Origin of the sequence: Marinitoga sp. 1137, from assembly GCF_001941525.1 — a bacterium.
GTDB lineage: Bacteria > Thermotogota > Thermotogae > Petrotogales > Petrotogaceae > Marinitoga > Marinitoga piezophila.
Map to the genome: position 1 here is coordinate 2122612 of NZ_CP009471.1, position 23780 is coordinate 2146391.

The following is a 23780-nucleotide window of genomic DNA, read 5'->3' on the forward strand; positions in this document are numbered from 1 at the left end:
AGGAGGCAAACAATGAAAGACCCAATTTTAAAGGTCGATAATTTACATACATATTTCGATACAGAAGACGGAGAAGTAAGAGCAGTAAGAGGCGTTTCTTTTGAAGTATATGAAGGAGAAACAATTTCTATAGTTGGTGAATCAGGTTCCGGTAAATCTGTAACTTCATTGAGTATAATGAGATTATTAGATGAAAATGGAAGAATTGCAGATGGTCAGATATTATATAAAGGTACAGATTTAACAAAGCTTTCAGACGAAGAAATGAGACATATTAGAGGTAAAGAAATTGCAATGATCTTCCAGGAACCAATGACAGCTTTAAACCCTGTATTTACAATTGGTGATCAGATAATAGAAATGGTTATGTTGCATTTAGGCCTTGACGAAAAGGCTGCAAGGGAAAGAGCAATTGACCTTTTAAGAAAGGTTGGTATTCCTGAACCAGAAAAACGTGTTGACCAATATCCACATGAACTTTCTGGTGGTATGAGACAAAGGGCAATGATTGCTATGGCTCTTTCATGTAATCCAAAGGTATTAATTGCCGATGAACCTACAACAGCGCTTGACGTTACAATTCAGGCTCAAATTCTTGAATTAATGAAGGAATTACAGAAAGAATATGGAATGGCTATTATCTTCATCACACATGACCTTGGTGTTGTTGCTGAAATGTCAGATAAAGCAGCAGTTATGTATGCAGGTAAAATAGTTGAATATGGTGATATTGTATCCATATTCAAAAAGCCAAGAAATCCATACACATGGGGATTAATGAGATCAATACCAAAAATCAATGAAGAAGTAGATAGATTGGTTTCAATTCCGGGAACAGTTCCAAATCCAAGAAGATTCCCTAAAGGATGTGGATTTTCAAACAGATGTTTCCTTGCTAAAGAAAGATGTAAGGATGAAATGCCTGAATTAGTAGAAGTAGAACCAGGCCATTATTCAAGATGTTTCTACATCGATGAATTGGTTAAAGAAGTGGAAAAAGCAAGGGCAGGTGAAAATTAATGTCTCAGGAAAATAAAAAAGTATTATTACAGGTTGATAATCTAAAAAAATACTTCCCTGTAAGAGCAGGTGTTTTTAAAAGAGTAGTTGCACATGTTCAAGCTGTTGATGATATTACATTTAAAGTATATGAAGGAGAAACAATAGGTCTCGTTGGTGAATCAGGTTGTGGTAAAAGTACAACTGGTATGACAATTTTAAGATTATTAAACCCAACAGCAGGTAGAATAATAGTTGATGGCCTTGATACCACACCATTATTCTTACCAAGATCAAGGGCAAACAAATACATCAAAGAATGGTATGTAGATAGATTCAATAAATTATTACACGAAAAGAAAACAGAAGATGAAGTAATTAAATCATTAGATGATGAACTTGATAGAAAATATGCAAAGATTTACTTTGATAAAGGAGCACATGGGTTAAGACATGAAATGCTCTCAGATTTAGGAGATAAAAGAAAATGGTTCAGAAGAAATATGCAAATCATCTTCCAGGATCCATATTCATCGTTAAACCCAAGAATGAGAATTAAAAATATAATTGCTGAAGGATTGCACACACACGGTCTTGTAAGCAGCAATGCAGAAGCAACAGAAATAGTAAAAGACCTTCTTGAAAAGGTTGGATTATCCTCAGAATACCTTTACAGATTCCCACACGAATTCTCAGGAGGTCAAAGACAGAGAATTGGTATTGCAAGGGCACTTGCATTAAATCCAAAACTTATTGTAGCTGACGAAGCTGTTTCAGCTCTTGACGTTTCAATTCAGTCACAGGTTATAAACCTATTAGAAGATTTACAAAAAGAATTTAAATTAACATATGTATTTATTGCTCACGACTTAGCAGTTGTTAAACACATCAGTGACAGAATTGCAGTTATGTATCTCGGTAAAATCGTTGAACTTGCTGATAAAAAGGAATTATTTGACAATCCAATGCATCCATATACAGTTTCACTTATGTCAGCAATTCCAATTCCAGATCCTGAATACAAGAAAAAGAGAATTATACTTAAAGGGGACGTTCCAAGTCCTATTAATCCACCAAGTGGTTGTAGATTCCATCCAAGATGTCCAATTGCAAAGGATATCTGTGCTAAAAAGGAACCACCACTTGTTACACTTGAAAATGGACATCAGGTTGCATGTCACTTCGCAGGACAATTTAAAGGATAATAATAGAAATAACTCCCGAAAAAATCGGGAGTTATTTTTTTAATTAAAATTTTCTATAATCTTCGCAGCAAATTTAACTGCAGACACAGGATTATCAGGCATAATATCCTTTGTTGCAATACCTGATTTTATACATTTTTTCAACGAATTTTCAATTAAACTCGAAACTTCTTTCATTTCAAGATATTCAAACATCATAACCCCTGATAATATTAATGAAGTTGGATTAGCCATTTTTGGATCTTTAATTGCCGGTGCAGTGCCGTGGGTTGGTTCAAAAAGGGCAATTTCATCGCCAATATTTCCTCCCGGAACAATACCAATTCCACCTACCTGAGCAGCTGCCGCATCAGAAAGATAATCACCATTTAAGTTTGGAGTAACTAAAATATCGTATTTTTCGGGTTTTAACAATAATTGCTGGAACATATTGTCGGCAATTACATCATTTATCTCAATTGAATTTTTATCTATTAAATCCTTATGTTCTTCAGCAATCTCATAACACCATTTTCTGAAATTACCTTCTGTATATTTCATTATATTTCCTTTATGAACAATAGTTATTTTTTTTCTGTTATTTTTTACTGCATAATCAATTGCCATTTTCATAAGTCTTTTTGTTCTAAACTCACTTATTGGCTTTATTCCAATTGAGGCATTATGCAGATTAATCTTAAATTTTTCATTAAGAAATTCTATAACCTCAATTGCCTCCTTGCTGTTTTCTTCCCATTCTATTCCAGCATAAACGTCCTCTGTGTTCTCCCTGAAAATTACAATATCCACATTTTCTGGAGATTTAACAGGAGCTTTTATACCGGGAATATATTTCACAGGTCTAATACATGCATATAAATCGAGTTTTTGCCTTAAAGCCACATTTAAACTTCTATAACCGCTTCCAACAGGTGTTTCAAGCGGTCCTTTTATTCCAACCTTAACCTCTTTTAATTTTTTAAGCGTTTCATCTGGCAACAAAGAACCATTTTTTTCTAAAGACTTTTTTCCGGCATAAGCCTCTATCCAGTTAATCTTTTTAGAACCATTATAAACATATCCAACAGCGGCATTCCATACCTTCATAGCCGCTTCCATAACAAACGGCCCAATACCGTCTCCTTCTATATAAACAATATCAATTATCTCCATGATTTCTCCCTCCCTAAAATTGGAAATTTTTTCCAAAAAAAGTTGTGATGCTCTTTGAAAATATTTATTATAGAAAACTTCATAAAAAGATTCACTCATGCGGCTCGATTGCTAATCCTCAAAAACTGCTCATATACGTGGGGGCGCTCAGATTCCCCATCCCTGGGGAAGCTTCGCTCAAAAAAACATCCTGTTTTTTTGTCCCTCTCCATTCGCAGTTTTTTTCGGGCAATCTTCGAGCATTCGTTCATCTTTTTATTCAGTTTTCTTTTATGTTTTACTTATTCTAATATAATAAAATCTAATAAATAAAATAGAAATAATAATATGAGTGAAGGCTCGCAGAGTACCTGATTGTATAAAAGAAAGTAGAAAAATAATATGAACGAAGACTAAGAATTTCTCGAAGCGGAATGCAGAAAATTCGGGTTGGAAAAACAGGACGTTTTGGAAAGCGAAGCACTTCATGGACGAAGTGTCTAAGCGTGCCCGAATTTTCAAATGGAGCAAGGATCAGAAATTCTTGCCGTTTGAATGAACATTATTTTTCTTTTTTCAAAAATATTTTCAAAGATCAACACTCAAGTCGTATGAATGAACTTTTATTTTTTTCAACATAAAAGACTTCAAATGGAGCGAGGATTAGAAATTCTTGCCGTCTGAGTGAATATTATTTTTCTACTTTCAAAGAGAATTTTCGAAGATTAGCACTCAAGTAGCCTGAACAAGCTTTTATTTTTCTAAATAAAACACAAAAGAACGAACATGGACAATTTCAAAAAATCACCATATTATCAACATGAATAAACTCATCATAATCAAAATTTCCAATTTTAGCAATATCCCCGCTTTTTTTTCCACAAATCACAACAGCATCCTCAGCAGAATAATTAGGAATCCCTTTCCCAATAAGCTTATTATTAAAATAAATATTCACCGGCTCACCCTTTTCAAAATTCCCTTCTATCTTTTCAATTCCAACAGGCAATAAACTCTTCTTATTCATCAACGCATCCCTTGCTCCCTTATTAATAAACACCTTTCCTCTGCTTTTTGACAAAAAAGCAATCCATGCTTTTTTTCCTTTCAATTTTTTATCAGGTATAAAAACAGTACCAACATTTTTACCTGAAACAAACTCCTTTATATTCTCCAGCTTATTTCCATTGCAAATACATGTCTTTATTCCAGAAGCTGCTGCAGATAAACCTGCATCGATTTTTGTTGAAATTCCTCCTGTTCCCAAAGATGTCTTTTTAAACTCTTTTATCTGAATATTTTTATCATAAACCTTAATTACATCTCCATTTTCATCCAATACGCCATCAACAGAGGTTAAAAGCATTAATCCATCTGCACCCCAGCCAATTGCAAATTGTGAAGAAAGCCTGTCATTATCGCCAAATTTAATCTCATCAGTTGAAATAGTATCATTTTCATTTATTATAGGAATAATTCCAAATTGATTTAATCCAATGAGTGTATTTTTCAGGTTTATAAACCTTTTTCTATTATAAAAATCATCTGCAGTCAATAAAATCTGTGCAATTTTTTTATTATGAAAATCAAAAGCATTTTCATATATCTTCATTAATTGTACCTGGCCCACAGCACATAAAGCCTGTTTTTGCGCAAGGCTTTTTAAAGGATGCAACTTTAAATACTGCAATCCCGCCGCATTGGCTCCTGAAGAAACAAGCACAACCTTTTTGCCTTCTTCTATTAGTTCTGAGATAATATAACTGAGTTTTATTATATACTTTTTGTTTATATCATTGTTCTTTATTAATAAATTACTTCCAACCTTTATTACAATCTTTTCCATATATTAACCCCTCACATCATAATTGCCCTGTATAACAAACTTATATGTTGTAAGTTCCTTTAATCCAACAGGACCTCTTGCATGCATTTTTTGAGTGCTAATTCCCATTTCTGCACCCATTCCGAACTCACCGCCATCTGTAAATCTCGTTGAAGCATTTATATAAACAGCTGCAGAATCTATTTCTTCCACAAATTTCATAGCATTTAAATAATCTTCTGTAAGAATTGACTCAGAATGTCCAGTTGAATAGGTTTTGATATGCGATATAGCTTCATCTAAATCATTTACAACCTTAATTGACAGAATCAAATCGAGATATTCCGTAGCCCAATCTTCTTCTGTTGCAGATTTTACATCAATATGTTTTAATACCTCTTCACATCCTCTTATTTCAACATTCTTCTCTTCAAGCCTTTTCTTCAAATCAGGCAATATCTTTGAAGCAATATCTTTATGAATTAGCACAGTTTCAACTGTATTGCATGTTCCAGGTCTTTGTGTCTTTGCATTGTCTATAATATCAATGGATTTCATAACATCAGCACTTTCATCAACAAAAATATGGCATATTCCAACGCCGGTTTCCAGAACAGGAACTGTTGAATTTTTTACAACAAAGTCAATAAGCCCCTTTCCACCTCTTGGAATAACAAGGTCAAGATACTCATTTAATTTAAGCATTTCATTTACCAATGCTCTGTCGGTATTTTCTATTAATTCAACAGAATTTTCAGGAATGCCGGAATTTTTCAACCCTTCTTTAATAACCTTAACAAGTGCCTTGTTTGAATTAATTGCATCGGAACCCCCACGCAACAAAACTGTATTTCCTGATTTTAAAGCAAGAATTGTGGCATCTACAGTAACATTAGGTCTTGACTCGTATATTATTCCAATTACTCCAAGTGGAACTCTCATTTTGCTTATTCTAATTCCATCTTCTCTTAAAAATGAATCAAATATTTCACCAACAGGATCCTTAAGATTAATAACCGTGTTGCATGAGTCAATCATGCCCTTTATCCTTTTTTCATTTAAGGCAAGCCTGTCAACCAATGCTTCTTTAACGCCATTTTTTCTTGCAATGTCAACATCTTTTTTATTTTCAGACAATATATAATCCATATTTTTTTCAAGAGCTATAGCAATTTGTTGAATAGCTTCATTTTTTTCTTTGGCCTTTGTTTTCTTTAAAAAATCAGAAGCAGATTTTAAATTCTTTGCTTTTTCTATTAATTCATTCATTATAATCACCTCGCTTACAATTTTTTGTTTTTTAAATATGCCTCTTCAATTGCCTTCATTATTGAACCTTTTACTGTCGCTTTATCCATTTCATATAATCCTTTTATGGTTACCCCACCTGGTGAAGAAACCATATATTTCAACTCCGAGAGTTTTAACTCTTCATTTTTTAAATATTCCAATGTTCCCATAAAAGTATTTGCTACAATCTTTAATGAATCATCGTGGGACAATCCAATATTTATACCGCTTTCAAGAAAACTTTCTATTATATATGCAACAAAAGCAGGACCGCTACTATTTAAAACAGTAAATGCATCAAACTTCTTTTCCTCAATTTCAAGCACTTCTCCGAGGTTTGAAAGTATTGATTTTACATCGCTAACTATATTTTCCGATATTGCAGGATTATATGCAATTGCAGTAGTGCCCAATCCGGAATTTGAAATAACAGTTGGCATTATTCTGAAAATATTCTTTTTGCCCGATAATTCATATAAATCAGCTAAAGTCTTTCCAGCAGCGGTGCTGATAATATATCTGTTCTCTTCTGATAAATCCTTGATTTTATCAAACACGTCATTTAGATGATTAGGCTTTACAGAAACAAAAGTAAATATCGCCTTTTCGTATACCTTTGAAATTTCATCTTCTATATGGATATTTTCGTCTTCATATTTTTTAATTCTATCTTTGTTCACATCATAGATATACAATTCATATTCTTTATTAATTGAAAATCTTTTTACAAGCATACTTCCAATATTCCCAATGCCTATAATTCCAATCTTCATATCATATCACACTCCATAATCTCCATATTTTTTTATATATTCATCAATTCCACCAATTTCGAGTATTTTATTAACAAATTCAGGAAAAGGAATAAAATGATACTTTTTATCCTGAGTAATATTTTCAATAACTCCAAGCTTTGTATCAACCTTGATAATATCCCCTTCGTTAAATTCATCGACTTCCTTTAATTCAATAACAGGCAGTCCAATATTAATTGAATTTCTGTAAAAAATCCTTGCAAATGATTTTGCAATAACGCATGAAACACCTGCAACCTTTATAATCCTTGGTGCATGTTCCCTTGAAGAACCAAGCCCGAAATTATTTCCACCAATAATAATGTCTCCTTTTTCAACACTTTTTGCAAAGTCTTCTCTTGCATCCTCTAAAACATGTTTTGCCAATTCCGGAAGATTTGATCTTAAATGGAAATATCTTCCCGGTGCTATATGATCAGTTGAAATATTATCGCCGAATTTCCATACTCTTCCTTTAAAAATCATTATATTACCTCCCTTGGATCTGTAATATATCCTGTTAATGCGCTGGCAGCAGCTGTTGCAGGAGAACAGAGATATATTTCAGAATCAGGATTTCCTGCTCTTCCGTGGAAATTTCTATTTTGTGTTGATAGTACTTTCTCACCGTCAGCCGGGACGCCAGCATGAACGCCAACACATGGGCCACAACCTGGAGGCAATATAGTAGCTCCTGCTTCAATAAATGTGGAAATTAAGCCTTCTTGTAATGCCTGTAAATAAATCTTTTTTGAGGCAGGGGCTATTATTAATCTAATATCCTCAGCCTTTTTCTTTCCTTTTAATATTGAAGCAACAATTCTCAAATCCTCCATCCTTCCATTTGTACACGTTCCAATATATATTTGATCAATTTTAACACCTTTTGCGTCGTTTATATTTCTTGTATTATCTACAGTATGAGGGAATGAAACCTGAGGTTCTATTTCAGACAAATCAATTTCAATAACCTTTTCGTAACTTGCATCTTCATCGGGGAATAATTCCTTAAATTCATCTTCCCTCCCCTGATTTTTCATATATTCCTTTGTAATTTCATCAGCAGGGAACAATCCAACCTTTGCACCTGCTTCAACTGCCATATTTGAAATGGTTAGTCTTGATTCCATTGATAATGTTTTTATACCATCGCCTGAGAACTCTAAAGCCTTATAAGTGGCGCCGTCAGCACCTATCATGCCTATAAGATAAAGGATTATATCCTTGGCATATACACCTTTGTTTAATTTATTCTTTAATACAATCTTATATGTTTCAGGAACCTTTAGCCATACCTTTCCAAGACCATATGCAAGAGAAATATCTGTTGAACCCATTCCTGTTGCAAAAGCAGCAAATGCCCCAGCGGTACATGAATGTGAATCGGCACCGACAATTAAATCTCCTGGTTTTGCATATTCCTCAGCTACAATTTGATGTGATATTCCTTCGCCAATATCATATATTTCCGCATCTGTTTTTTTACAAAAATTTCTTAATTTTTTCTGCGTATTTGAAAGTTCTTTTCTTGGACTTGGTGAAGCATGATCTATAAAAACGAGAGATTTAGTGCTTACATTTTTAAAATTCATATTTTCAAATTGATCAACAGTTAAAGGCCCGGTTCCATCCTGAACAAAAGCAAGATCAACATTGGCAATTATAATTTCGCCGGGTATTACATCTTTGCCTGCATGCATGCTGAGTATTTTCTCTGCAAGTGTTTTACCCATTTATTTCAACTCCCTTCATATCCTTATATTTCAAATCTTTTGGTCCATTATAAATAGAGCGCGGTCTGAAAATTCTGTTATTCTTTCTGTATTCCATTGCATGTGCAGTCCAACCTACAATTCTTGCCATGGCAAAAATCGTTGTGAAAAATTCCTTTGGAATGCCAAAGTGGTTATAGAGAATACCAGAATAAAAATCCACATTTGGATAAATATTCTTATCCTTAAACCTTTTTACCACAACATCTTCAACCTTTACGGCAATATCAAAAAAATCAACCTTCTCATGAGCAGAAATTTCCTGAACCCATTTTTTTAGAATTCTTGCCCTTGGATCATATGTTTTATAAATTCTATGTCCAAATCCCATTATCTTTTTCTTGTTTCTAATAAGATTATCAATATATTCAGGAACATTCTCTATATCCCCTATTTCTTCCAGCATTTCAAGCACCTTTTCATTTGCTCCGCCGTGTAATGGTCCTTTTAATGTGCCTATTGCAGTTGTAATAACAGAATAGATATCAGACAATGTTGATGAGGTCACCGTTGAAGCAAAGGTTGATGCGTTCATTCCCTGTTCCATATGCAGTATTAAAGCCTTATCAAAACATTTTGAATATTCAGGTAATTCACCAAACATCATATACAGGAAATTCTCAGAATGATTGAGATGTTCCTCAGGATAAATAATAGGTAAATTATTTTTTATCCTATACCAATATGCAATAATTGTTGGAATCTTTGCCGTTAAATTAATAGCATTTTCAAGCGTTGAATTATCTTCTTTTGAATACATTCCAAGCATTGAAACAACACTTCGTAAAACAGCCATGGGATGAGCGTTTTCCGGGAATAACCTCATCATTTCCACAATGTTTTCTGGAAGATTTCTCTTTTTTGATAACATTGATTTTATAAAATCCTCTTCATTTTCATTTGGCAAAGAGCCAAACCAGATTAAATATGCTACCTCTTCAAAATATGAGTTTTCAACGAGATCTTCTATTTCAAATCCTCTATACACGAGCTTACCTTTTTCACCGTCTATATAAGATATGGAACTTATTGCAACAGCAACACCCTCAAGACCGTGCTTTAAATCTTCTTTTTTCATCAAATCACCTCCTGATATAGAAAAAAGGCCACACTTTTTATAGTGTGGCCTTTACATTAATCCCTTAAGTTATACAAATAGCATTATACACCGAACTTAAGGTGTTGTGTAAAGACCACACCTTTGGGTTCGGGCTGATTATTTAATGTTTTATTGTTATTTATTGTGTTTAATAGCGATCTCAAAAACATACTAAACTCCTCCATACTATTATTTGAATAAATTCTAACATATAAATTATGAATTGTCAAGTGATTTTTTACAATAATATTTCTGTATATAAAAATCAATAATGTTGTAAAGAAGTATTATAAAAAACTCCTCTTCCTGAGTTGTTTCTATTATCCAGGAAGAGGAGGATTTTATTTCACTTCCTCAACAAACTTAGCTTCTTTTCCAACAAAGATTATTATGAATTTTTTCATTCTCTCATTTTTTGAATTTAATTCATATGATTTTTTGTATCTTTCTATCTGTTCCCTTGCCTGAGCGATTTTTTCTTTGAATTTACTTTCGGTATATTCATTTTGTTTTATGTATTTTACTTCTATTATCGCTTCATATGGCACTTCTTCATATCTTTTGAACATTGCTATATCCACATATCCGCCTTCTACTGGATACTCCATCTTTACCATTGCAAATGGTGTTAATATTAAGTAGCTATACATCAGTATTTTTATATATTTTTCATCAAATCCCATGAACATTCTATTATCCAGTTTGCTTAATAGATTTTCTATTTCTTTTGCAAATGTATTTATTTCTCCATCTGTTAGTATTTTTCTTACTGCTATTTCTATTGGTTCTGAATCGATATATTCTGTTAATTTTTCTTCTATATATTCTGTGAAATAATCTGAGAATATCTTTCTCATTGAATAATTGGGTATTTTTAAATATGTTATTATCCCTTCTTTTTCAAATGTCATAAATCCAAGATAGAATAATAATGATTTTATGTCTTTTATGTCTATCCTTTTTCCAGGATTGAATATGGTGGTTAATTCTGTTAATTCCGTTCTTCCTGTTAATAGTATTTCATTTAATAGATTCCCTATTATCCTTTTTGAGCTTTCTTTTTCTTTTTCTTCTTTTGTTAACTCCTTTCCGTTCTCTTTTTCTATTGACACTCCGAGTAATTCTCCTAAATTAAATAGATTCTGAACCTTTTTGTAATCGCTTAATATATTGTCGTCTATTATTTTTTGTGGAGGTCTTTTCTCTTTTTGATATTTTATTATAAAATAAAATACCATGTCGGGATTATATACTGTTTTTGAAGCATTTTCATTGAATTTATATCCATTGTAATTTTCTTCCATTTCCTTTAATAATTTATCAGAATATATCTCATAATATTCAAGTAATTGAATTACTTCTTCTTTTGTAAATCCCAACATTCTATTGAAATCTTTTTCTATTGTAATATTCATTGTTATATTAAACCCACTGGTTAATGAGTCAAGCATTATTGGACTTACTCCTGTCATGAATATCCTTTTTATTATTGTTTCTGTTCCTTTTTTGATTTCTTCATAGAATTTTCTTACAAATCCATGCTTTGTTATGCTATCTCTAAATAAATCGAGATTAAAACTCAATAACTCATTTGCAAAATGATCGTATTCGTCTATTAATAGGTATATTGGTTTGTTTAAAATATCTTTTGCATCAGTTAAAAACGCTCTTATTATATCTGCTGGTTCGCTATATTCTTCTTTTATTGATAGTTCTAATTTATATCTATTATTAAAATCTACAAGTGAGGCTATTACATTATTTTTAAAGCTCTTTATTAATATGTCTTTATTTTCTGTTTGAATTCCGGAAAAATTCATTTTTAGTATGTAATAATTATTTTTCAATGGAGTTAGATTTTTTCCTATGTATAATTTTCCAAATAAATTTTCAAATTTTTCTTTATTATTTACATCATAATATGCCATTAGTGTATTGATAAAAAGGGTTTTTCCAAATTTCCTCGGTCTTAAAAAAACTATATATTTTTCATTTAAGTTTTCTAATTTTTCTATATATTCTGTTCTGTCTACATAATAATAATTATCTTTTATTAATAATTCAAATTCCTGTTCTCCATATGGTATTTTCTTTTTCATTTCAATCACCTCATATGTAATTAATCCTATTTTCATTTCTTATACAGATATTATACCATATCTATTATAATACATCTGAGTTTTAAATGAAACCTTTCGATTATTGTTGAAACTATTTATCCTTCCTTAAAGCTTCATAAAAACAAAAAGTTTTCTAAATTGCAATATTTAGTTAACGAAAATTCAAAAAAAAAAAAATAAAAATGATACATTATATTTGGTAATTTAATATTTTATTAAACAAAAAACAAAGGAGGCAGAGTGATGAAGAAGGCGCTAAAAGTTTTTTTACTTGTGGTAATTGCACTTGCGGTTATTGTTGCAATTCTTCCGGGCGATGATGAAGAAACAACACAATCTTCAATTAGTTCAACAAGCAGTTCTACACAGGAGGAAACATACGATACTTCAAATGATGAACAAACAGATTTGAATTATGAAGAAGAGGAAACTGATGAAGAAACATATGAAGAAGAGACAACAGAAAATGAAAAAATAGAGACAGAAAATTTAAATGTAAAAAAATTAAATGAAGGTAAATATTTTTTTGTAGCAAAAGGAAATTATATAGGCGCATATGATATATCAGAAAAATATTCTCTTAAATTTATTCAATCTGTAAAATTGCCAATCAGTTTTCAGCCAGAAGATATAGTTTATGATGGAAGATACACATATACACCTAATTTGACAATTATTGACTGGAATAATATCGAAAAACCTGAAATTACATACAAAGGATATAATATTGCAGGATTTTCAAAAATAAAAATCGATAAAAATTATGCGTATATATATCACAAAGATAAAGGCATTTTAATATATGACATAAGCAATAAAAATAAGCCTGAAAAATTGGGAAAATTTAATATAAAAGGTATTTATAACTATTTTATAAAAGATAGATATATGTATATAAGTGGAAAATTTGAAATTGATGATAAGGCATACCTATTATTAATTGTTGACATTAAAGACAAAACAAATCCTAAAATAATTGGGAAATATAGGAATAAGCATGAAGAGCATGATTATGATCAAGTGGGGTATAATATATATATAAAAGATAATTATGCAATAATATTAGAACCAGATAAAATAGAAATTGTTGATATAAGCAGTAAAAGCAATATAAGATCAGTAAAGAATATTGATGTAGGTGGTTATAGTGGATCTTTTTATGATAGCAGTCTAAAAAGTGGAAAAGCATTTGTTGATGAATATAAGAATTATATTGTAGCAGGGGATTTTAAATATCTCTTTTTCATAGATTTAAATAAAAAGAAAATTATTAAAGCATTTACTGTTTATTCTAATAGGAAAATAATTATAGGAGATTATCTATATAGTTTATATTTAGTTGATAATTCTGGTTTCCTGAAGATATTTAATATAAGTAACATAAATGTTGATAAATTGGAATATAAAACCTTTTCTTTTGAATATTTTAATTTTGAAATATATAAAAATAATTTGTATGTTTTTTATAAAAATGATGATTATAGTACAGGTACTCGTGTTGATTTGAAAAATAAAAGTTTATCATCAATACCCCAAATTCTTAGGCCAACTAATTATGCTTTTTATAAATATTTTGTAAGAAAAAATAATGAAATAATATATGTTGGTAAAGATAGAGTTGTTATTAATGAAATGAAAGATGAAAATAATATAAAAAGAACTGTTATTAAATTTTCTGAAATTCCCGAATTAAAAAATTCAGGGAAAACAAATAGAGTTTTGGTGGACAGGAATAAAGATTATGTATATATAATTTTTAGAGAACCTGTTATGATAAAGGTTCTTGATATTAGCGATAAAGATTTTCCAGAAGTAGTAGGTGAATTGAAAATAGAAAATGAAAAATTTTATGGATATGATTGGCCTATGGTTAGAGATTTAAATGTAAAAGGTGGTATAAGAGATGGTGAATGGAATAGGTGCACAGATGGTAAATATTTATATCTTTCAACAACAGATAATTTATATATAGTGGAATTATCAGAAAATCCATCTATTGTAGGAAAAATTAATACACCTGGGTATATTCTTGGAAAAGGCGGAAATTATTTAATAGTTCAGGAAGGAAAAAAGGATTCAAGCGGAAGAAGATTTTCTCTTACAGATAAATTAGTATTTATAGATATATCAGATAAAAATAATCCTGAGATAGCAAACACAATAGAATTAAAAGGAGACTTTTCAAACTGGGAGATAAGTGAAAATAAAATGGTATATTTTAAATATAATAATAATAGAAAATATTTTATTGATTTTAGTGATATAAATAATATAAAAGAATCAGAGTTTACTTTTACAAGAGAAGAAAATTTATACAGTTCTGATGACAATGAATATTTTATGAATGATAGTAAATTTTATGTATTAAAATTAATGAAATCTATTAATAGAGATTATGCTGATATTTTTATAGATATTTATGATATATCAGATATAACTCAAATAAAAAAGATTAAAGAAATAGAATTAGCTAAATATATAAGACCATTTTTCAGTATTTTTGAAAAAGAAGATTCAGGAATATATATTTATTTAAAATATTCATATATAATAATAGATTTTGATACAGATAATGATAAAGTGAATGGAGTTATGCCTCTTCCAATTTCTTATGCGGTAACTGGGAGATGATTGAATGAACAATCGATCTCGGGATAGTGAATTTTATAAAAACATAGGAGAAAGGGTTTTTGCAGTATATAATCAATATGGTTATAGCGGTGTTGTAAAAAATACAATAAATCTCATACTAATAGATGAAATAGTAAAAAGAAAAGTTGAAAGTGAAGATAAAGAAAAAGTTTTAAGAGCATATTTAAGAGATGGAAGAGCTCTTGCAAGCGAGATTTCCAGGCATTTAAAAGTAGATAAAAACACGGCGCAAAACCTTTTAAAAAAGTCATATAATATGTGGTATTCAGGTGAAGAAAGCGGAAGAAAAGAATTAAAAGAAATATTGATTGATAGTTTGAAAAATTCAAAACATAATGTGAAAAGGGTTCTGGAAAGCGGAAAAATAACAATTGTTGTAGATAATAAATTATTGAAGGAGCAACTTGAACAATTGTTCTATGAAAATGGAATATATGCTGATTATTCATTTAATAGGGACTTAATGGTTATCGACTTATATCATTTAACAGTAATCTTTTCTAAAGGTGAAGAAATAAAAATAAAAGATTTTGAAAAAGCTTTGATGAATATAAACTCTGAATTTAAGGAAATATATTCAAAGTTTAAAGCAGAAAAGGTTTTAGAAAAGAAGGAACCAAAAGAATATCTGGAAGATCTTTTGAAATTGGGTGGAAAAAAGATTTTAGGAAAAATTGGAGAAGATGCTGCAGAAAAGGTATATAGCCTAATTCTTGAATATTTCTTTGGTATAAACTAAAAAACAATCCTCCTCTTCCTGAGTTGTTTCTATTATCCAGGAAGAGGAGGATTTTATTTTTTAATGTTGATTTTTTAAGATATAATAACTACCTTTTGTTTTGCCGATTTTTTCTAAAATACCTTTTTTAGTTAAATTCTTAAGAATTTCCTTTGCTCTTGTTGATTTTATATTTAATATATTTTCAGCATTTTTTACATTAATTTTTTTGTTTTTAATTACAAAATCATAAATTATTTCTTCTTGAATTGTTAAATCCGTCGGTTTTCCGCCGGTTTTCCGTCGGTTTTCTGTCGGTTTTCCGTCGGTTTTTCGCTGGTTATTCGCTGGTTTTTCAACGGTATTTATTTTTGGTCTGTAAAAAACAATACTCACAAAATTCCCTGTTTCATTTATTTCAAATTTGATGTTTTTTTCTTCGCAAATTTTTTTAACCTTTCCAATTCCACTTCCCCAGGTTTCTACATAATTTAATTCTCTAAAAAGATTAGCCAAAACTTTATTTCTTATTTCACTTCTTCCATTCATTACTTCTTCTAAAGTTAATCCATTTGGAAATCCTCCAGGTGAAACAATTTCCACAATATCATCATAAATAGCTACTTTAATATCACTGTTTCTTAAATAATCTCTATGAATTATTGCGTTTATTAGCACTTCTCTAAGAGCCAAAAGTGGAATTTCAAGCTCTTCCTTTAATTGTAATCCTTCAACTTCTGCATTTAAATTAAGATGGTTCTGTAAAAATTTAATGGTGTTTTCCAGATTATAAAATAAATTTCCATCGAATTCTTTTTTATCTATAAATATTTCTTTTGTGATCCCTTTAAATCTCGCACATTTTATCATTGTATTATCAAATTTTCCAAGAGTTATTAAAAGTGCATTTGTGGGCATATCTTTACCGTTTATATTTTTTATGAGTTTTAAATTTTTTAATTTGTCATAATCACATTTTTTATTTATTTTTTTGAATTCGTTATAAATGATATTTAAATCAATATCTTTGATTTCAAATTCAAAATTTATTTCTTCATCAAAACTTTTATTAAGTCTTTGTCTTTGGAGTTCTGCTATCATATTTTCATCTGCGATTCTGTTTGTTGAGCCAATTCTTATATATGTTCCTTTTAATTTTCCTTTATTTTTAAGATAATATGGCAATAATGAACCGCGAAAAACTTCTATAACCAGAACTACTTTGCCATTAATATTTTGAGCGTAAATTTCTGGTAAAATAGTCGGATAGCATAAATCATTAATGATAGATGAAATTTTTTCTTCATATTCAAAAATTTTGTCTTCTTCAATCCCTACTATTTCTCTGTTATCATTTACTCCAATAATTAATTTTCCGCCACTGGTATTGCTAAATGCAACAACAGTTTTGGCGATAGCTTCGTTTGAAGGAAGCTTTTCTTTCAGTTCAAGTCTCTTATTTTCACCTTTTTTTATTTCATCTAAAAGCATTTGACTCACCCACTGTAATTTTATTTCACTTCCTCAACAAATTTAGCCTCTTTTCCAACAAAGATTAAATTTTCAATAATATTTTTCACTAAATTTTAAAAATACATTTTTCATTGAATGATTTGGTATTTTTAAATACGTTTTTATTCCCTCTTTTTCAAGAGTCAGGAATCCTTCATAAAACAACAATGATTTTATTTCTTTTGCATTCGGCATATAATCAGAATAAATTTTTGTTGCAAGCTCGTTTATAAAAATTTCTTCTTTTTCACATATTTCCTTTAACTTATCTCCTATTATTCTTCTCAATCCATATTCTTTTAATGGAATATTAGATTTTTCTTCTTCATCATCTGAATATATTGCAAATTCAAAAAGATTTTTAATTCTTTCATAATATTTTTCTGTATCATCATCAATTATTTTTTCTGGTATTTTTCCTTTAGATAAATACTCCTTAATAGAATAAAATATCATGTTTGGATGATATACTGTTTCAGTTGCATCCCAGCTGAATTTATATCCACCATAATATTCTTTTATTATTTTAAAAAGTTTTTCTGAATATATCTCATAATATTCAAGTAATTGAATTACTTCTTCTTTTGTAAATCCCAACATTCTATTGAAATCTTTTTCTATTGTAATATTCATTGTTATATTAAACCCACTGGTTAATGAATCCAGCATTATTGGACTTACTCCTGTCATAAATATTCTTTCTATTATTGTTTGCGTTCCTTTTTTTATTTCTTCGTAGAACTTCCTTACAAATCCATGCTTTGTTACGCTATCTCTGAATAAATCGAGATTAAAACTCAATAACTCATTTGCAAAATGGTCGTATTCATCTATTAATAAGTATATTGGGTTGTTTATTTCTTCCTTTACATCATCTAAAAATGAACCTATTATATCTGCCGGTTCTGTTAACTCTTTTTCTATTTTTATTTTTAAATTATAATCATTTTTGAAATTTTTAAGCGCTCTTATAACTTTATTTTTAAAGCTTTCTACTAATATATCTTTATTTTCTGTCTGAACTCCAGAAAAGTTCATTTTTAAAATATAATATTCATTTTTTAATGGTGTTGGATTTTTGCCAATATATAAATCTCCAAATAATTCTTCAAATTTATTTTTATAATTGATATCATAATATTTTCCAAGTGTATCTAAAAATAATGTTTTTCCAAACTTTCTTGGTCTTAAAAATACTATATATTTTTCATCTAAGTTTTCTAATTTTTCTATATATTGTGTCCTGTCTATATAATAATAATTATCTTTTCTTAATCTTTCAAAATTCTGTTCTCCGTATGGTATTTTCTTCTTCATTTTAATCCCCTCCAAAAATAAGAACATTATAACTTATCTATATTATATCATAATTGCTTTATATAGGGGATATTGATTATGTATTATGCAATTTCATATTTCATTTCTGTTTTAAAAAAAGTTTCAGGATCCATATTTTCAAGGATTTTTCCGTCTTTCATAAATATAATTCTGTTTCCTGCTTTTTTTGCAAAATCTACTTCGTGGGTTACAACTATCATGGTTTTTCCCATTTTTGCCAATTCTACCATTGTTTCTTTTACTTCATATACCAGACTTGGGTCAAGTGCTGATGTGGGTTCATCAAATAATATAATTTCCGGATCCATTGCTAAAGCCCTTGCTATTCCTGCACGTTGTTGTTGTCCGCCAGATAATTGTGAAGGAAAATTATATGCTTTATCTTTTAAATGAACTTCTTCCAACACTTTCAAAGCTATATCATAAGCGTCTTTTTTTGTCATTTTTTTTGTTCTTATTAATCCCAATGAGATATTGTCTATAATTTTTAAATGAGGAAATAGGTTGTGTTGCTGAAATACAAAACCTATTTTTTGAACAAGGTTTTTTCTATCGTAATTTAATATATTTTTTTCCTCCAGGGTTATTATTCCATCTTGATATGGTTCAAGACCGGCAATACATCTTAATAATGTTGATTTTCCAGAGCCAGAAGGTCCCATAACTACAAGAACTTCACCTTTTAATACCGTTAAATCCACTCCTTTTAATACTTCTAAATCTCCAAAGCTTTTGACAAGTTTTTTAATTTTTATTATCATGGAATTGCGAACCTCCTTTCAAAATATTTTCCAAGTAGTTGTAATAAGGCTGTGACCGTGAAATAAAATGCGGCTATTGTGATATATGATTCAAAGGAAGCAAACGAGGAGGTGGCAATTTGCCTACCAACCATCGTTAATTCCTGTAAAGCAATTACAGATGCTAAAGAACTGTCTTTTACAAGACTGATAAATTGTCCTGTTAATGCAGGTAATGTTGTTCGAAATGCCTGAGGCAATAATACGTCAATGTATAAGAAGAATGTGTTTAGTCCTATACTTTTTGCTGCTTCTATCTGTCCTTTTGGAACGGCTTCTATACCTCCACGGATTATTTCGGAAATATAGGCACCTTCAAATAATGCGAGAGATACTATTGCTCCAACGTATGCACTTATATCAATTATTGAACCAACGCCATAATAGGTTATTAAGATTATTACAAGTAATGGAATATTTCTAAATATGGTTGTATATGTATTCGCAAAATCTTCTAAGAGTTCAAATTTTGATGTTTTCATTATTCCCACTACTACACCTATTATCAATGCAAAAAAGATTGAGAAAACTGAAATTTTTAAAGTCATATAGAATCCGTCTAAATAAAGATTCATATATTTAAAAGGCACCTTGCTCCAATTAAAAGGATAGGTTTTTGACATCTGAAAATAGAAAAGTGCGAAAATCATTATTATAATAAAATATGCGAATATTTTTTTCATATATCTTCTGTCCAAAGTTTATTCACCCCAATCGTATTCAATCATCCATTTTTGTTTTAATTGATCTAATGTTCCGTCTGTTTTTACGCATTCTATAAATGTGTTTAACCATAATAATAGATCAATATTTTCCTTTTTTACAGCAATTCCTAATTTTTCTTTGTTTAAAAGATTTTCTGTTGTTTTTATAGCAGGATATTTTTTTGATATAGAGCCGTAGTATAATTCATCAAAGACCATAGCATCAGCTTTTTTGGTGATTATTTGATATGCTGCAGCATCAACAGTTTCAAATGTAAGAATTTTAGCTTCCGGGAAAAACTTTCTTGCTGCAAATTCCCCTGTTGTACCGAGCTGGACAGCTATTTTTGCTTTGTTTCCCATTTTCTTAAGATCGTTTTCAGTTAAACCATTGGGATATTTATCGCTATTGTAGAATATAATCTGACCTGTTTCATAATAAGAAGTTGTGAAATTAACCTTTAAAGCCCTTTCAGGTGTTATTGTCATTCCAGCTAAAATGAAATCAAATTTATCTGCTAATAATGCAGGAATAATACCGTCCCAATTAGTAATTACAAATTTTACTTTTACACCTAAAACATCAGCCATCATTTTTGCCAGTTCAACTTCATAACCAATTCTTTCGCCTTTTGTGTTTACACCGTAAAATGGAGCATAAGCAGGATCCTGACCAATTAGTAACACACCGCGTTTTTGAATTTCCTCAATTTTTCCTCCGAATATCACCATACTTAAAATTCCAACAACCATCATAACAAATACCTTTTTCATAATCTCTCCCTCCCATATATAAAAATTTAGAATTTTTGATAATAAAAAAGGGCCACACTTTTTAAAGTGTGGCCCTCTGGATTCCTTGAGTTAATACGACAACTCAAGGTGTTAGCCTCAGGCCACACCTTGAGTGATGTCTTAATATTATTGAATTTATATTTAATGTATTTATTAAATTCATCATGTTAATATCCTCCTTCAGAATTTTTTGTAAGTATAACATAATTTTTCCTGTTTGTCAACACTAAGATAATAGTAATTAAAATGAAATATAAATTTCTTAAATAAAATAAGGCTCCAATGGGAGCCTTAATAATATTATTCATCTGTATTTTCTTCTTTTGCAAGACATTCTTTACAAATGCCTTTAATGTACAATTGTTGATCAAGGATTTTGTTTTCTTTTTCCAAATTGGAGTCAATTTTAATTTCGTGGATATCAAAATCAAAAATTTTACCACATTTAATACATTTAAAATGACCATGAAGATGTGTGTTAATATCATATCTAACTTCATTTTCATCAATTGTGATAGCAGAGACAATCCCTTTGCTCTGGAAAAGTTTTAATGTGTTATAAACGGTTGTTTTTGATAATGTTGGGATTTTCACAACAAGTTCTTTATAAATAGTGTCAACATTGGGGTGTATATGATTTTCCATTAAGAATTTATAAACCTGAATTCTCTGTAATGAAGGGGATATTTTGTGGCTTCTTAACACTTCACTGATATATTCAATTTTTTCCTGTTCACTCATAAAACCACTTCCTTTTTTGATTTTTATTTTGTTTTTATTTCAATATTAATTTTATACCATTTTCGTTAAAAAATCAAGTCCTGTCATCAAAACTTAAAATTTATGATATAATTGTATTAATAAAATATTTTGAAAAGGAGGGGGACTATGAAGAGAGCTACTTTTATTTTACTACTACTTTTTCTTTTTTCAAGCCTTTTTGGTAAAAGTTTTACAGAATATTATACTGATTTTAAAAATGCAAATAGTTTGCATGATGTAGAGAAGATAAAAATATTAATTGATGAATTAAGCAAAGAAACATCTGATGCATCTGTTTTAGCAGTTTACTGTAATGCTTTAACAGAATATGCCAATTGGGGTGTGAAAGAGGAAGAAAAGGAAAAAATTTATTCTCAGGCAGTTGAAGTTGGTAAAAAGGCAGTAGAAATTGATCCTGATAATGGTTATGCGCATTATGTTTTAGGAGCAGCTATTGGAAGGTTGGCACAGTTTAAAGGAATAGTTCAAAGTTTATTTATGCTTGGGGATTTTGATAAACATATTTCAAAAGCTATTGAACTTGATCCATCTCTATATACAGCATATATTGCAATGGGAATGAGATATAGAGATGTTCCATGGCCAATGAATAATTATAAAAAGTCGGAATATTATTTGAAAAAGGCTGCTGAAATAGAACCAGGATATGTAAATGCCTATTATGAATTAGGTGTATTGTATAAGGTATGGAAGAAATATGACAGGGCAAGAGAAATGTTTGAAAAGGTTATTGAAATGCCATTACATCCTGATTGGATTGAACAGGGAAAACAGGCAAAAATAGATGCTAAAAAAGAATTGGATTCTTTAAAATAAGAAGGGGCAGAACGCCCCTTTTATTATTTGCCCATATATTTGAAGTATATTGATCTTCTATATCCATCTCTATATAAGATGAACCCAATATAATCGCCTTTTTTGATTTTTGCTGCATATTTCTGGAAGTCTTTTACTGATTTTAATTTTATACCTTTTCCGTTTATATAAAGTTCCATGATAATATCGCCTTTTTTGATATTGATATATTGAGCTTCTGAGTTGTCTGCTACATCTTCAACCATTACACCGTACATTTCTTTTGGAAGGTTTAATTCATTTATATCTTCTGGTGTTAAGTCTCTTACTTTTATACCGAGATAGTATTTATCTGTTGTCTTTGCAAATTCTTCTCTTTCAGCAAGTATTACCTCATATTCAATTTCTCTACCTTTTCTGTTTACAACAACTTTGATATGTTCTCCAGCTGGATATGTTTTTACAATATATACCAATTCATCAGCACTGTCAATTTCTTTGTTGTCGATTTTTAAGATAACATCTCCTGGTTTTATACCAGCCTTTTCAGCAGGTGAGTCCTTTACAACATCGCTAACAAAAGCACCTTTTGTTGTATTTAATCCAAATGTTTTGGCAAGTGATTCTGTTACGTCCTGAACATATACGCCTAAATATGCTTTTGAAACTTTACCATTGTTAATTAAAGCTTCAGCGAATCTTTTTGCAAAATTAATTGGGATTGCAAAACCAAGGTTTTGTCCTTCCTGTGGATTAACTATAGCTGTATTAATACCAATTACCTGTGCGTGAATATTTAATAATGGTCCGCCACTATTTCCAGGATTTATTGCTGCGTCTGTCTGGATTAAATCAGCATATGCGCCCTGTCCATCTGGTTTAGGCAATTTTCTATGAACAGCACTTACAACGCCTAAGGTTACTGTATGTTTAAATCCTAAAGGATTACCAATTGCTATTGCCCATTCGCCAATTTGAATATTATCTGAATCACCTAATTCAATTACAGGAAGCTTATCATTTGTTTTTACCTGTAATACTGCGATATCAAGGTCTTTGTCTCCACCAACATATTTTGCTTTGTATTTTTTTCCTTCAAGTGTTGTAATTGTGATTTCGTCAGCATCTTCTACAACATGAAAATTTGTTAATATATATCCTCTTTTGTCAAAGATAAAACCTGTTCCCAAAGCTTTAAATTCCCTATCCTGTGTCCATGGTGTTTCTCCAAAGAATCTTTTATAAAAATCTTCAAAGAAAGGGTCTATTGAAGCCTTTTTATGCCCAACTGCCTCAATATTAACCACTGCAGGTGCAGCTTCATTAACAACTTTTACTACTGGTGAAACATAATCTGGATTAACAAAAGCAAAAGTTGATACTGTTAGAACTACCATCATCAATGCCATTACTAATTTCTTCATCACTACCACCTCCTGTTGCAATCA

Annotated in this window: 20 protein-coding genes; 5 read left to right on the plus strand and 15 right to left on the minus strand. The window is 30.2% G+C overall.

The annotated features are described in order from the left end of the window. The first annotated feature begins 12 nt into the window (after nucleotides 1-12). Together LN42_RS10125 and LN42_RS10130 are read left to right on the plus strand one after the other, a co-directional pair. Nucleotides 13-1020: an ABC transporter ATP-binding protein gene (locus LN42_RS10125; RefSeq protein WP_014297417.1), complete on the plus strand. Its 1008-nt coding sequence runs from the start codon at nucleotides 13-15 to the stop codon at nucleotides 1018-1020. Continuing rightward, nucleotides 1020-2204: an ABC transporter ATP-binding protein gene (locus LN42_RS10130; protein WP_014297418.1), complete on the plus strand. Its 1185-nt coding sequence runs from the start codon at nucleotides 1020-1022 to the stop codon at nucleotides 2202-2204. Before LN42_RS10125 ends, LN42_RS10130 begins: the two co-directional genes overlap by 1 nt. A gap of 39 nt (nucleotides 2205-2243) precedes the next feature. Here LN42_RS10130 and LN42_RS10135 read toward each other — a convergent pair whose 3' ends face one another. The 8 genes from LN42_RS10135 to LN42_RS10170 all read right to left on the minus strand — a co-directional run bounded on the left by LN42_RS10135 (nucleotide 2244) and on the right by LN42_RS10170 (nucleotide 12214). Continuing rightward, nucleotides 2244-3356: an NADP-dependent isocitrate dehydrogenase gene (locus tag LN42_RS10135; RefSeq protein WP_014297419.1), complete on the minus strand. Its 1113-nt coding sequence runs from the start codon at nucleotides 3354-3356 to the stop codon at nucleotides 2244-2246. 775 nt (nucleotides 3357-4131) lie between these two features. Next, a complete protein-coding gene (gene proB, locus LN42_RS10140; protein ID WP_075780757.1) occupies nucleotides 4132-5181 on the minus strand; it encodes a glutamate 5-kinase in 1050 nt (349 codons plus the stop codon). Nucleotides 5182-5184: 3 nt separating this feature from the next. After that, nucleotides 5185-6429, minus strand: coding sequence for a glutamate-5-semialdehyde dehydrogenase (locus LN42_RS10145; RefSeq protein WP_075780758.1), 1245 nt, complete (start codon nucleotides 6427-6429; stop codon nucleotides 5185-5187). A gap of 14 nt (nucleotides 6430-6443) precedes the next feature. Next, nucleotides 6444-7223: a pyrroline-5-carboxylate reductase gene (gene proC / locus LN42_RS10150; protein ID WP_075780759.1), complete on the minus strand. Its 780-nt coding sequence runs from the start codon at nucleotides 7221-7223 to the stop codon at nucleotides 6444-6446. Nucleotides 7224-7229: 6 nt separating this feature from the next. Beyond that, nucleotides 7230-7727: a 3-isopropylmalate dehydratase small subunit gene (locus LN42_RS10155; RefSeq protein WP_075780825.1), complete on the minus strand. Its 498-nt coding sequence runs from the start codon at nucleotides 7725-7727 to the stop codon at nucleotides 7230-7232. A gap of 2 nt (nucleotides 7728-7729) precedes the next feature. Continuing rightward, the gene (locus LN42_RS10160) at nucleotides 7730-8977 is read right to left on the minus strand and encodes a 3-isopropylmalate dehydratase large subunit (protein WP_075780760.1); all 1248 of its coding nucleotides are present in this window, start codon (nucleotides 8975-8977) and stop codon (nucleotides 7730-7732) included. Next, on the minus strand, nucleotides 8970-10094 hold the full coding sequence (locus LN42_RS10165) for a citrate/2-methylcitrate synthase (RefSeq protein ID WP_075780761.1): 1125 nt from the start codon (nucleotides 10092-10094) through the stop codon (nucleotides 8970-8972). The genes LN42_RS10160 and LN42_RS10165 overlap by 8 nt, the downstream gene beginning before the upstream one ends. 362 nt (nucleotides 10095-10456) lie before the next feature. Then, entirely contained in the window at nucleotides 10457-12214 is a 1758-nt protein-coding gene (locus tag LN42_RS10170; RefSeq protein ID WP_075780762.1) for an AAA family ATPase, read from the minus strand. 264 nt (nucleotides 12215-12478) lie between these two features. On the opposite strand from LN42_RS10170, the gene LN42_RS10175 reads away from it, so the two are divergent. Together LN42_RS10175 and LN42_RS10180 are read left to right on the plus strand one after the other, a co-directional pair. After that, entirely contained in the window at nucleotides 12479-14866 is a 2388-nt protein-coding gene (locus LN42_RS10175; RefSeq protein WP_075780763.1) for a beta-propeller domain-containing protein, read from the plus strand. Nucleotides 14867-14870: 4 nt separating this feature from the next. Then, entirely contained in the window at nucleotides 14871-15626 is a 756-nt protein-coding gene (locus LN42_RS10180; RefSeq protein ID WP_014297430.1) for a hypothetical protein, read from the plus strand. A gap of 60 nt (nucleotides 15627-15686) precedes the next feature. On the opposite strand, the gene LN42_RS10185 is transcribed toward LN42_RS10180, so the two are convergent. From LN42_RS10185 to LN42_RS10210, 6 genes are all read right to left on the minus strand, one after another. Continuing rightward, nucleotides 15687-17096 carry an RNA-binding domain-containing protein gene (locus LN42_RS10185; RefSeq protein WP_014297431.1) on the minus strand — a complete coding sequence of 470 codons (1410 nt, stop codon included), beginning with the start codon at nucleotides 17094-17096 and terminating at the stop codon, nucleotides 15687-15689. Between the two features lie 72 nt (nucleotides 17097-17168). Next, nucleotides 17169-18434: an AAA family ATPase gene (locus LN42_RS10190; RefSeq protein WP_075780764.1), complete on the minus strand. Its 1266-nt coding sequence runs from the start codon at nucleotides 18432-18434 to the stop codon at nucleotides 17169-17171. A gap of 83 nt (nucleotides 18435-18517) precedes the next feature. Further along, nucleotides 18518-19216, minus strand: a complete 699-nt coding sequence (locus LN42_RS10195) for an amino acid ABC transporter ATP-binding protein (RefSeq protein WP_156865435.1) — start codon at nucleotides 19214-19216, stop codon at nucleotides 18518-18520. Further along, complete coding sequence (locus LN42_RS10200) at nucleotides 19213-19953, minus strand: amino acid ABC transporter permease (RefSeq protein ID WP_198029613.1); 741 nt, start codon at nucleotides 19951-19953, stop codon at nucleotides 19213-19215. The genes LN42_RS10195 and LN42_RS10200 overlap by 4 nt, the downstream gene beginning before the upstream one ends. A gap of 3 nt (nucleotides 19954-19956) precedes the next feature. After that, a complete protein-coding gene (locus tag LN42_RS10205; protein WP_075780765.1) occupies nucleotides 19957-20733 on the minus strand; it encodes a transporter substrate-binding domain-containing protein in 777 nt (258 codons plus the stop codon). A 321-nt stretch (nucleotides 20734-21054) separates the two neighbouring features. Beyond that, nucleotides 21055-21495: a Fur family transcriptional regulator gene (locus LN42_RS10210; RefSeq protein ID WP_014297436.1), complete on the minus strand. Its 441-nt coding sequence runs from the start codon at nucleotides 21493-21495 to the stop codon at nucleotides 21055-21057. A 147-nt stretch (nucleotides 21496-21642) separates the two neighbouring features. Between LN42_RS10210 and LN42_RS10215 the strand changes: the two genes are divergently transcribed. Continuing rightward, a complete protein-coding gene (locus LN42_RS10215; RefSeq protein WP_014297437.1) occupies nucleotides 21643-22353 on the plus strand; it encodes a tetratricopeptide repeat protein in 711 nt (236 codons plus the stop codon). A 23-nt stretch (nucleotides 22354-22376) separates the two neighbouring features. Here the strand turns inward: LN42_RS10215 and LN42_RS10220 are convergent, their stop codons facing one another. Beyond that, nucleotides 22377-23756: a Do family serine endopeptidase gene (locus LN42_RS10220; RefSeq protein WP_014297438.1), complete on the minus strand. Its 1380-nt coding sequence runs from the start codon at nucleotides 23754-23756 to the stop codon at nucleotides 22377-22379. Nucleotides 23757-23780 lie beyond the last annotated feature (24 nt).

What these genes read in the sequence shown, in the direction of transcription:
- LN42_RS10160 (WP_075780760.1), bottom strand. Translation starts at nt 8,977, where the DNA reads ATGGGTAAAACACTTGCAGAGAAAATACTCAGCATGCATGCAGGCAAA.
- proC (WP_075780759.1), bottom strand. Translation starts at nt 7,223, where the DNA reads ATGAAGATTGGAATTATAGGCATTGGGAATATTGGAAGTATGCTTGTA.
- LN42_RS10165 (WP_075780761.1), bottom strand. Translation starts at nt 10,094, where the DNA reads ATGAAAAAAGAAGATTTAAAGCACGGTCTTGAGGGTGTTGCTGTTGCA.
- LN42_RS10210 (WP_014297436.1), bottom strand. Translation starts at nt 21,495, where the DNA reads ATGAGTGAACAGGAAAAAATTGAATATATCAGTGAAGTGTTAAGAAGC.
- LN42_RS10170 (WP_075780762.1), bottom strand. Translation starts at nt 12,214, where the DNA reads ATGAAAAAGAAAATACCATATGGAGAACAGGAATTTGAATTATTAATA.
- LN42_RS10130 (WP_014297418.1), top strand. Translation starts at nt 1,020, where the DNA reads ATGTCTCAGGAAAATAAAAAAGTATTATTACAGGTTGATAATCTAAAA.
- LN42_RS10175 (WP_075780763.1), top strand. Translation starts at nt 12,479, where the DNA reads ATGAAGAAGGCGCTAAAAGTTTTTTTACTTGTGGTAATTGCACTTGCG.
- proB (WP_075780757.1), bottom strand. Translation starts at nt 5,181, where the DNA reads ATGGAAAAGATTGTAATAAAGGTTGGAAGTAATTTATTAATAAAGAAC.
- LN42_RS10180 (WP_014297430.1), top strand. Translation starts at nt 14,871, where the DNA reads ATGAACAATCGATCTCGGGATAGTGAATTTTATAAAAACATAGGAGAA.
- LN42_RS10220 (WP_014297438.1), bottom strand. Translation starts at nt 23,756, where the DNA reads ATGAAGAAATTAGTAATGGCATTGATGATGGTAGTTCTAACAGTATCA.
- LN42_RS10195 (WP_156865435.1), bottom strand. Translation starts at nt 19,216, where the DNA reads ATGATAATAAAAATTAAAAAACTTGTCAAAAGCTTTGGAGATTTAGAA.
- LN42_RS10125 (WP_014297417.1), top strand. Translation starts at nt 13, where the DNA reads ATGAAAGACCCAATTTTAAAGGTCGATAATTTACATACATATTTCGAT.
- LN42_RS10215 (WP_014297437.1), top strand. Translation starts at nt 21,643, where the DNA reads ATGAAGAGAGCTACTTTTATTTTACTACTACTTTTTCTTTTTTCAAGC.
- LN42_RS10185 (WP_014297431.1), bottom strand. Translation starts at nt 17,096, where the DNA reads ATGCTTTTAGATGAAATAAAAAAAGGTGAAAATAAGAGACTTGAACTG.
- LN42_RS10145 (WP_075780758.1), bottom strand. Translation starts at nt 6,429, where the DNA reads ATGAATGAATTAATAGAAAAAGCAAAGAATTTAAAATCTGCTTCTGAT.
- LN42_RS10135 (WP_014297419.1), bottom strand. Translation starts at nt 3,356, where the DNA reads ATGGAGATAATTGATATTGTTTATATAGAAGGAGACGGTATTGGGCCG.
- LN42_RS10205 (WP_075780765.1), bottom strand. Translation starts at nt 20,733, where the DNA reads ATGAAAAAGGTATTTGTTATGATGGTTGTTGGAATTTTAAGTATGGTG.
- LN42_RS10190 (WP_075780764.1), bottom strand. Translation starts at nt 18,434, where the DNA reads ATGAAGAAGAAAATACCATACGGAGAACAGAATTTTGAAAGATTAAGA.